Below are 8,955 nucleotides of genomic sequence, written 5' to 3' on the forward strand. Positions count from 1 at the left end.
TCGCGGTCAGGACGGGACGGGGAGGTCGTTCTCGTCGAGGGCCATCAAGTCGCTGGCCTGCGGCGACGTCAGCTCGGCCACGCGCATCGCCTGGCTCTCCGTCATCCGCTGGAACAGCTGCCGCGCGGTGCGCCCGTTGCCGAACCGGTCGCCCCGGGGAATCGCCCCGATGTGCGTCGAGAGCGCCTTGCGGGCAGCCGCGGTCAGCTCGTAGCGGTGGCGGCGGGCGTGGTGCTCCACGATTTCCACCAGCTCCTCCGTGGAGTAGTCGGCGAACAGCAGGCTGCGGGTGAACCGGGACGCCAGGCCCGGGTTGGAGCTGATGAAGCGTTCCATGTCGCCGGGGTAGCCCGCGGCGATCACGACGACCTCGTCGCGGTGGTCCTCCATCAGCTTCACCAGGGTGGCGATGGCTTCGAGCCCGAAGTCCTGGGTCACGCCCGGCGGGGTCAGCGCGTATGCCTCGTCGATGAACAGTACACCGCCGCGCGCCCGTTGGAACGCCTCGGTGGTCTTGGGGCCCGTGTGGCCGATGTACTCGCCGACCAGGGCGCTGCGGTCCACCTCGATCAGATGGCCATGGGAGAGCAGCCCGAGCGCGTGCAGCAGCCGCCCGTAGAGGCGCGCCACGGTGGTCTTGCCGGTGCCGGGGTTGCCCGCGAACACCAGGTGGCGGCTGAGCGGCGGCGCGGGCAGCCCGGCCTCCTGGCGCATCCGCACCGTCTGCATGAGCTTGACCATGCCGCCGACGTCCCGCTTGACGTTCTCCAGGCCCACCAGCTCGTCGAGCTCGGCCAGCAGGTCGGACAGCGACTCGGCCACCGGCGCCTCGCCCTGCTCCGGCTCGGGCGGCGAGGCGTTGGTCGCCGCCGCGGCCGGGCCGCCACGCGCCGCGGACGCGCCGCCGCCGCCCACGGGCCCGGCCTGGCCCGCGGGCCCCGCGGGGGCACCGGGCCCTCGGGGCGGCCCGCCGTCCCGCTCCCCGCGCTTCGACCCGCGGGACGCGGCGCCCTTGCCCGCGCCTCCCGCGCCCCCGGCTGCCCTCGCGCCGTACGAGGCGCTCGACAGCCGGGGCGAACCCACGTTGATCGCCTGGCAGTTCTCGAACTCCGGGCTCGCGCCCTCGGAGAGGGCGACGTCGTTGGCCGAGTCGAAGACACGGCAGCCGCGGAAGCGGGGCGCGCCGTCCCGGCCGATGTGCAGGGCGGGGAAGCCGCTGGCGATCACGTCGCAGTGGTCGAACGTGCCCCGGCCGCCCTCGCCCACCAGCACCCCGTGCTTGCCGCTGCGGGTCACCCGCACCCCCCGCAGCCTCGGGTCCGAACCGGCGCCCAGCTCCACGCCGTTGCCCTGCTGGCCCGTGACCGAGCAGTGCAGCAGCACCGACTCCTCGGTGGACCGCAGCCGGACGCCCGTCTCGCCCCCCGCCACCCACACCCCGCGCAACGCCACCCGCGCCTGGTCGCGGACCTCGACGCCGGACAGCCGCGCCCCCGCGATCGTGGACTCGCCGATCTCGGCCCGCGCGGTGTGGTCCAGGCGCACGCCGGAGCGGGCCGCGTTCTCCACCCGGCAGTCCGTCAGCAGCGCCTCGGCGGCGTCCTGCACCAGCAGCCCGTTGCGGCCAGGCCCGAACAGGCCGCTGGCGCGCAGCAGCACCCGCGAGGTGTCGCGGGCGCGCAGCGAGGAGCCCGAGCCGCCGTGCACCCGCAGCTGGTGGGCGCGAAGCACGGCCGTGCCCGAGACGGCCACGCCGATGCCCTCGACGCCCTCGATGGCGGTGTCGTCGAGCCGGGCCAGCGCGTCCCCCGTGACGTGCAGGGCGGTGTGCCGGGCGGCCCGCAGCTTGGTGCGGCGGGTCACCAGGACGCCACCCGCGGTGGGGTCGGCCAGCTCGGCCGACAGGTCGTGGTCGAGCGGGATGTCGCCGACCGGCCGGTCGGGCCGTGGGGTCGTGCCACGCGAGCCCAGGACCTCGACCCTGCCGTGGGTGACAATGCAGTCCTCCAGGGTCAGCCCCGCGGCGTCCTCGACGCGCAACAGCGCCTCGCCCGGGTCGTGGCCTCGGATCACCAGGCCGCGTATCCGGCAGTTGGGCGCGGCCACGGCCACGGCCCCCGCGGCGGCGGGGACGGCGACGGTGACGGAGCCCGTGCCGTGCTGCGGGAGCAGCGTCACCCGGCGGATCAGCCGGAACGACTCGCGGTACTCGCCGGGGGCGATGCTGATCACCGCCCCGGCCGGGGCGGCCCCGAGCGCTTCGGTGATGGTCCGGTGCGCCCCCTTGCTGCGGGGGGCGACGCGGATCTGGTCGTCGGTCATGGTGCGATCTCCGTGTCGGGCTCGGACGTCCCGCCGTGCGGGTAAGGGCTCGTGGGGCCGAGGACGGGAAAGTCAAGGGTGAACTCGAGTGTGGGCGGGGGCTCGGACGGGGCGCCCGCGGTTTCCGGGTCGCCCGTGGTCCCCGGGTCGCCCGCGTTCTCCGGGGCGCCCGTAGGCGGGACGATGCCCAGGGAGTCGCGGACGATGGGGCCGAATTCCAGGAAGCCCAGGGGCTTCTCCATCAGCTTGCTGATGATGGGCACCAGGGTGAAGTCGACCGGGCCCTGCCGGTGGTACCAGCGGGCGCCCGCGGTGCCCTGGAGCGCGCCCTTGATGCCTCCGATGGTGAGGGTGCCGAGGGCCGCGCCGCCGGCGGAGGCACCCGCCATCGCGGCGGCCTCCTCGAAGGTGACCTCGTGGCGGATGCCCTCGTTGTCCCTCACGCCGAAGACCATGAAGCCCGCCAGGCCGCCGACGAAGGCGCTGAGTGGGGAGACGAGGAAGCCGTCCTTGAAGAAGTCGTAGGTGCCGCCGCGCCAGCGCAGCACGGACTCGTTCGCCCCCCACTCGCCCGCCATGTCGTCGTCGTCCTGGCGGAAGCGGTAGGGGAAGCCGCGGTCCTGGAGAGTGAGCCCGAGCCGGAACTGCGAGTGGTTGGCCGCCAGGTTGTGCAGGCCGATGAACGTGCTCTTCACGGAGCTGCCGATGGTCGCGCCCAGCAGCGCCTGGAGCACGTCGAGGCCGGTGAACTCGCCGGGCATCGCCGCGTAGACGGCCATGTTGATCGTGAAGTCCAGGACCAGCTCCTGGAGGAACTCCACGAGCATGTGCTGGGAGTTCCGCACCGCGAACGGCGTGTATGTCGACTCGCCGGTCGCGGTGACCCCCGGTCCCCAGGACGCGCGCCGCGGCTGGCGGAGCATGCGTTCGAAGCCGCGGTATTCGTTGAGCAGGCCGATGTAGTACGTCTCCCGGCCCACCAGGCCGAGGTCGCCCTCGAACCTGTGGTCGCCATCGAGGAACGACGCGGCGGGCCGCTCCCGCACGAAACCGGCGATCGACCGCTCGGTGAGCACCTTCCACGTGCCCGTGTTGTCGTCGTAGGCCCACCGCCGCCAGTGCTTGGCCATGCTCTCCAGTTCCTGGTAGGTGCCGTCCGGCAGCAGGGTCTTGCGGCGGGCCACCGCCCCGCTCTCGAACTCCTTCCAGCCGAGGCCGCGCAGCCCGTCGGAGGTGCGGGGGAATGTGAGGGGATCGTCGAGGTGGGCGGGGTCGGCGAAGTACTCCCTGACGCGCAGCGGCGGGCGGTTGAAGGCTCGCCGCAGCGCGCCGCCCACCTCGCTCGGCAGCTCCTGGACGACCGTGTAGGGGGAGTCGGGCCGCGCGGGGTCGACGACGATCCGGTCTTCCCAGCGCTTCATGTCGTCGGACCAGTGCCGGATCCGCTGGTCCGGGGTGCCGAACGCCATGATGTTGCCATGGCGGTCGATCTTGTTCCACCGCCAGGTGGCCGTGTCCGCGGCCCCGTTCGCGCCCGGCACCTTCCAGGCGACATCGGTGGTGTTGTCCGCCAGCAGCCTGACTTCGCGGACCAGCTCGGAGCGCCCGTCGTTGTGGATGACGAAGTCGCGGAAGGACTCGCGGTCGAAGTAGTCGTGGTGGCCCATGTCGTTGCGGGAGGCGAGCTTGCGGACGCCGCTCGACCCGTCGCTCGCGGTCCAGGTGACCGAGTCACTGCGCCAGCTGTGCGTGTAGACGCTGTGGACGCGCAGGTCCGTGCCGTCGGGGCCGAGGCCGGGGAAGGTGTCCTGGCGGGCCAGCAGCTTGCCGTGGTGGTTGGTGAGCACCCAGTCCGACTCCAGGTAGTCGGGCTGGAGTTGTCGTCCCTCCGGGCGCCAGGTGTCGCCCGCGTGCACGGTGCGCTGGAAGTCGATGTCGCCGTTCCCCGCGTCATCGGCCGCCCGGATCCCCGGGCGGGGGCGGTGGTCGAGGATCGTGCCGTCCTTGAAGCCCATCCGGGCGACATGCCACTCGTGGATCACCTGGCCCTGGTCGTCCACTTCGCGGGTGTACCAGTTGCCGCCCGCGGGGACGTCGGTGCGGAACTGGTCCTGCCACTGGACATCGTCCCGCCCCTTGCCGCTGGTCGTCGGCGGATCGACGAAGTGGTCCCTGTCGAACGTGCGGTGGCCCGAGAGCTTGCCAGCGCCCTCCGTCCACGGCAGGAGGCCGTCGACCCGCTCCATGCCCTGCGGCAGCTTGACATCGTCGCCCACGGTCAGGGTGTTGCCGTTGGCCAGGCCCCGGGTCTCACCGGACATCTGCCCGGTGGAGGGCACCCTGACGGTGTTCCACCCCCGGGAGCTGATGACCTCGACGCCTCTGGTGGTGGTGACCGGATGGCTGGTGCCGGCGCCGGTGCCGCTCTCGAAGTTGAACGCCTGGAGTCTGCTGTCCCGGATGAACGCCGCCTCCGTCCCGGTGGCCAGGTAGCGGTTCTCCCTCGGCCGGAACATGTGCGGGAGCAGCGTGTCGTTCACATGCGAGATGCCGATGTTCATCCGCTGGAAGTTCGGGGACAGCAGCGTCCGGTAGAAGTTCGGCGGGCGCTGCTCGGCGATCCGGTGCGTCGCGTCCCAGGAGCCGTCGGGCTCGACCCGGCGGACGCCGGTGGGCTTGCCCTGCGGTGAGACGGTGGTCCAGCTGCCGGTCGGCAGCCCGCCGGGACTCAGCTCGGTGGCGCGGAAGTTGCGGATGTTCTGAACTGCCACCCCGAGGTGGTGGATTTTGTGAAGTGCCACCGCGGCGAACTTCTCGTTCACCGCGACGATGAGGTCCTGCCGCGGGTCGGGCATCCGGTCGATCCAGCCGTGGCCGCCCGTGTACCAGCGGCGCTCGCCGTTGGCCTGGACGGAGAAGTCGGCGCCGTAGCGGTGCCAGTTGCCCCCCTGGCCGGTGCTGAAGGAGAAGAGGGAGGAGGACGAGGCCTCGCGCGTGGCCAGCACATAGCCGCCGTCCGGGGTCTCCCGGTAGTGGTGGACGGGGCCCGTGAGGGAGCGCGAGACGTGGATCTGCTCGCCGTAGTCGAAGAAGGTCTTGCGACTCGTGCCCCAGATCCGGATGCCGTTCCCCGCGGCGTTGCCCTCCGCGTCGAGCAGCTGCCAGCGCTCGCGCTGACTGAGGAAGCCCGTCGGCACGCCGTGCCAGCGGTGGGCGAAGTCGGTGACGGTGCCGGGGGTGTGCCCGTCCAGGGCGGCGCCGTCGGCCAGGGGGCGGCGCTCGAAGACGACGTGGCGCAGGCCGTCGCTGTTGAAGGTGACCAGCGAGACATGGCCATGGTCAGCGCCCTTGACCTCGACCCGGCCGCGGTCGAGCCAGGGCGCGGGCGTCGGCGGCCCGATGGAGGCGGGCGGGCGCTCGCCGTTGCCTTCGGTCCAGCGCGCCGCCTCGGGGTTGGGCCGCCAGCGCTCCCAGATGCCGCCGGTGAACTTCCCGGCGTCGTCGTGCTCGTAGACGACCTTGTAGAAGTGGTCGTCAAGGCGCCGCCCCTTGGCGATGATGTTGATCCGCTGCTCGATCAGGCGCCCGTCGTCCGGGCCGTAGATCTTGTACTCGCCGTCCCTGAGGCCGGTGGCGTGGCCGGTGTCGCGGAAGTTGCCGCGGAATTCGCCGTCCTGCTCGGCCCTGAGCTGGTGGCCGATCCGGTTGAGGTCCCGGTCGCGCACCTGCCATGTGCGGGCGTCGGCGAAGCGCTGGCCGACGCTGTCGCCCAGCTCCCGCACCTGGAACGTCTCGCGCTGGCCGGTGTACTTGGTGGCGGTCCGCAGCCCGCTGGCCGGGTCGCGGGGGCCGATGTGGAAGTCCGGCCCGCCGTCGGCGTGGAACGCCCAGGTCTGGGAGCCGTCCGCGCTGCGCACCCGGAAGCCGGTGCCCGGGTCCACGTCCGTCGGCACCGCCTGGCGGCCCGTCACCACACGGTCGGGCACGACCGCCCTTTGGTTGTCCAGCAGATCGTAGGCGCGGTGGTACTTGCCTTCGTGCACCATCTCGTGGATGCGCACGGCGGTGCCGCCCACGCCGCTTCCTTCGCCACCCGCCAGCGCCGTCTCGTCGAAGCGGTGCGCGCCCGTCTCGCCGTCGAAGTACTCGGTCACCCGGCCCCGTCGGGTGGCGAAGTCGCTCCCAGGGCGGGTGATGTCGTCGATGGTGGTGATGGGGTCGCCGGTGGCCGTTCGGTAGGTGTGACGGCCAGGGGGGGTGAGGTCGGTGAACGCGTACCCCTGGACCGTCGGCTCCCCGTCGGGGCCCGTCCTGGTGAGGACGCGCACGTCGTGGGTGATGGTGCGGGTGGCCGGATCGACGATGACGTGCTTGGTGTTCCAGTGGACCCGCAGTGTGTTGTCGCGCTGGACGGTGACATCCACCGGCTTCTCCGGGGTGCCCGGCGGGGTGATCGTGGCCTGGTCCAGGTTGCCGGGGAGGCGCAGCACATGGTCGGGCAACTCCCCGTTCGTGACGGTGAAGCGCTCCTCGATGAATCGCCCGTCGGTCTCGTGCTGCCGGGTGATCCCCTCGTTGGTGAACGAGTAGCCGGTCCTGTCATGGGTGAACTCCGTCGCCGGGTGGGCGGTGCCGTCCGCCCGGCGCAGCAGCGGGTCGCCCCCGCCGCGCGTGGCGGGCAGGTGGACGAACGCGTCGGTGCCAGGCGTGACCAGCGGGGTGGCCCGGTGGCTGAAGCCGCCCGTGGCGGTGATCACCGAGTGGTCCGGGCCGTTCCCCTCGGGGATCCGGTAGCCGTGGAAGCCCGCCCACCGCTGTTCCACGGCGGGCAGATCGGCGCGGCCCGTGGCGCGGATCACGGCGCTTGAGGTGTTGTCCGCGTGCGTCACCTCCAGGGTGCGGCCCGCGACCGGGCCACCGGTCATCCTGTAGGTCTCGTGGGTCAGTTGGGCGGTGTGGCCGCCGCCGGGAGTGTCCATGAACCGGTAGGTCAGCGTCCCGCCGCCCCATGAGATGGCGAAGCCCCAGGTGCCGCCGTCCTCGGTGAACGCGGCCTCGGTCCGTTGGCCTCGGGCGTCGAAGAACGCATGTCCCTCCGGCCGTGTGGACCGCAGGACCAGGCCCGTGGTGCCGTCGGGCAGCACGGCCTCGGCGGCTCCGGGGTGGGGCCTGCCCGTGAGGTCGAGCAGCGCCTGCCGGTCCCCGACCCGCACCAGGAAGCCCTCGTCCGGGATCTTGGTGACCCCGCTGTCCGGCACCCGCTGACCGTCCCGCACCAGGCGGGGCTCGTCGGCGGCCCCGGCGGGGACGACCAGGTCGGCGCCGTTGAGCTCCGCGTCGAACCGCGCGTCCCCGCCCAGGCGGTGCACCTCGCGGAGCGCGTCGCCGTTCGCGACGTCGTGGAACGCGGTGCTGTGGTCCCGGACGATCCGGATCTCCCCTTCGAGGGCCCCGGTGTGCCCGTTGCGGCGCAGGTCGACCGAGGAGTTCGGCACCTCCTGTCCGGTGTTCCGCTCGATCAGGGTCGGCCGGGCGTGATTGTCGAGCACCGTGTTGGGCACGCGAAGGTCGTGGCCCGCCAGGGACGCGGCGTCGAAGGCGTGGATCTCCCGCTGCCAGACGCCGGTCGCCCGGTCGTAGACGGTGGTCACGGCGCCGCGCGGCACGGTGATCGTCCGCTCCGTGACCTCCGGGGTGAAGCCCCGAGGCTCGCCCGTGAGGTCGCGCACCTGGGGCTGGCCGCCGTCACGGGTCGGGATGTCGACGAAGTCCCTGACCCGGGTGCTGTCCGTGACCTGGAGCTCCACCACGTCGTGCGTCCTGACCCCCTCGTTGTTCAGGATGAAGCGGTCCCCCGGCAGGAGCACCCGGGACCCTGAGCCGTCCGCGAGCGTGGTGATCCCGTCGTTCAACCGGGTCAGTGAGCCGTCGGGACCAGGGCGGTAGGCCGTCACCTGGCCGTCTACCAGGCGGAGATGGACCCGGGGGACGTTCTCGCTGTCGACGAGGGCGATCCACCGCTCGGTCCTGACGGTCCTGACGGTCCCGTCGTCCCGCGTGACGCGCACGATGTCGACGTCGCCTTGCGGCTCGAGCGTCACGCCGAGCCGCTGGCCGCCGTCCGGCGTGACGGCGTCGGCGGCGGTGACGCGGCCCGTGTCCGGGGCGAAGGTGAGGCGCAGCTCGGCGCCCCCCTCGACCGGGATGTCGAACGAGCCGGTCCGCCCGGCGTCCGCCCCGAGCACGGGACCGCCCTGGCCCTGGCCGAGCCCCGGCATGCGAGGTTCCCCGATGAACGCCATGTGCACTGTGAGGTCGGTGTCGCCGGGGTCGGGTGGGGTGGGCCTGGTGCTGGTGGTGGATTCCGTGAGTTGCTGGACGGGGATGGCTCGGTGTTCGGGGGTGAGGAGGAGGTATTCGACGTCGTTGACGCGTTGGAGCCCTGGGGTGCCGTCGGTGTTGTTGATGAAGTGGCCGGTGCGGGCGTCGTAGGTGATGGCTCGTTCGTCGGGGGTGTAGACGGTGAGGTGGTGTTCGGGTCGGGGGTTGGGGTTGGCGCGGGTGGGGGGGGCGGTGGCGTCGATGTGGCGGATGACGTGGTCGTGGAGGGTGGTGCCGTCGAGGGTGCGGGGG

General features: G+C 72.5%; 2 protein-coding genes. Both read right to left on the reverse strand.

Annotation, left to right across the window (positions count from 1 at the left end; genetic code table 11):
• Positions 1-6: 6 nt before the first annotated feature.
• Positions 7-2,322 carry a right-handed parallel beta-helix repeat-containing protein gene (locus D7318_RS25855; protein WP_120699625.1) on the reverse strand — a complete coding sequence of 772 codons (2,316 nt, stop codon included), beginning with the start codon at positions 2,320-2,322 and terminating at the stop codon, positions 7-9.
• Positions 2,319-8,955 (reverse strand): hypothetical protein (locus D7318_RS34680; protein ID WP_120699626.1); only part of this gene is annotated, 6,637 nt, incomplete at its 5' end. The genes D7318_RS34680 and D7318_RS25855, both read right to left, overlap by 4 nt.

The sequence above is a fragment of the Streptomyces radicis genome, assembly GCF_003626575.1.
In the GTDB taxonomy this organism is placed as follows: domain Bacteria; phylum Actinomycetota; class Actinomycetes; order Streptomycetales; family Streptomycetaceae; genus Streptomyces; species Streptomyces radicis.

Excerpts from the sequence above, each read along its gene's own strand:
- D7318_RS25855 (WP_120699625.1), bottom strand. The coding sequence starts at position 2,322 with ATGACCGACGACCAGATCCGCGTCGCCCCCCGCAGCAAGGGGGCGCAC.